General features: G+C 44.0%; 1 protein-coding gene. It reads right to left on the reverse strand.

Going from position 1 to position 2,033, the window contains the following annotated elements:
• On the reverse strand, positions 1-2,033 hold a 2,033-nt coding region (locus C245_RS0122450; RefSeq protein WP_017498853.1), incomplete at both ends, for an Ig-like domain-containing protein.

Here is a 2,033-nt window from a genome sequence, read left to right on the forward strand (position 1 = left end):
AAGACTGAGAAGCTACAAACTGACCACTGGTTTTAACGATATTGGTCACATCGTTATCACAATTATCGGTAGCTACAGGTGCACTGGCTTGCGCAGCAATTAGACCTGCCGCATCGCTACATTGGATTGTAATATCTAAGCTTCCCGTTAGAGTAGTCCAGGTTGGTTTGGTGGTATCTTCAATAGTGATTACTTGTGTAAAAGTACCGGAAGTATTACCACAATTATCTACGGCAACCCAAGTATTAGTATAAGTACCGGCATTGCTGCAAGACCCTGAAGCTACAAACTGCCCGCTCGTTTTGGTGTAAGTGACGGTTGAACAATTTGCGGTAGCAGTAGGTGCCTGATTTTGCGCAGCTGTTAATCCAGCAGCATCACTACATTGTAATGTAGTATCTAATGTTCCTGCTTGTGTAATCCAGGTTGGAATAGCAGTATCCTGAACAGTAATTATCTGGGTAAAGACTGTTGAGGTGTTGTTACAAACGTCATTTGCAGTCCAGGTATTGGTGTAAGTTCCTGTACTTCCACAATTTCCTCCTTGAAATTGACCGCTTACTTTGGTATAGGTAACTGTTCCTCCACAATTGTCAGTAGCTACCGGTGCATTAACCTGAGCAGTTGTCAAACCGGCAGTATCACTACATTGCAAAGTTACATCCAATGCAGCTGGAGCCGTTGTCCATGTTGGCGCGGTAGTGTCTTGAATTGTAATGGTTTGAGTAAACACAGTCGATACATTGGTACAAACATCCGTAGCGGTCCAGGTATTGGTATAAGTTCCGGAGTTTATGCAGTTTCCTGCAACGAAAGCACCTGATGTTTTGGTATAAGTCACCGTTCCTCCACAATTATCAGTAGCTATTGGAGCATTGGTTTGTGCAGTTGTCAAACCGGCGGTATCACTGCATTGCAAAGTCACATCCAATGCGGCTGGAGCTGTAGTCCATGTTGGCGCTGTAGTGTCTTGAATTGTAATGGTTTGAGTAAACACAGTCGATACATTGGTACAAACATCCGTAGCGGTCCAGGTATTGGTATAAGTTCCGGAGTTTATGCAGTTTCCTGCAACGAAAGCACCTGAAACTTTGGTGTAACTCACCGTTCCTCCACAATTATCAGTAGCTATTGGAGCATTGGCCTGTGCAGTTGTCAAACCTGCAGTATCGCTACATTCCAAAGTCACATCTAATGCGGTTGGCGCAGTTGTCCATGTTGGCGCGGTAGTATCTTCGATAGTGATTATTTGTGTAAAAGTACCGGAAGTATTACCACAATTATCTACGGCAACCCAAGTATTAGTATAAGTACCGGCATTGCTGCAAGACCCTGAAGCTACAAACTGACCGCTCGTTTTGGTGTAAGTGACGGTTGAACAATTTGCGGTAGCAGTAGGTGCCTGATTTTGCGAAGCTGTTAATCCAGCAGCATCACTACATTGTAATGTAGTATCTAATGTTCCTGCTTGTGTAATCCAGGTTGGAATAGCAGTATCCTGAACAGTAATTACCTGAGTAAAGACTGTTGAGGTGTTGTTACAAACATCATTTGCAGTCCAGGTATTGGTATAAGTTCCTGTACTTCCACAATTTCCTCCTTGAAATTGACCGCTTACTTTGGTATAGGTAACTGTTCCTCCACAATTGTCAGTAGCTACCGGTGCATTAGCCTGAGCAGTTGTCAAACCTGCAGTATCACTACATTGCAAAGTCACATCCAATGCGGCTGGAGCAGTTGTCCATGTTGGCGCTGTAGTGTCTTGAATTGTAATGGTTTGAGTAAACACAGTCGATACATTGGTACAAACATCCGTAGCGGTCCAGGTATTGGTATAAGTTCCGGAGTTCACGCAGTTTCCTGCAACGAAAGCCCCTGAAACTTTGGTGTAACTCACTGTTCCTCCACAATTATCAGTAGCTATTGGAGCATTAGTCTGAGCAGTTGTCAAACCTGCAGTATCGCTACATTCTAAAGTCACATCCAATGCGGCTGGAGCCGTAGTCCATGTTGGAGCGGTAGTATCTTGAATT

This window comes from Flavobacterium sp. WG21 (assembly GCF_000335775.1).
GTDB lineage: Bacteria > Bacteroidota > Bacteroidia > Flavobacteriales > Flavobacteriaceae > Flavobacterium > Flavobacterium tructae.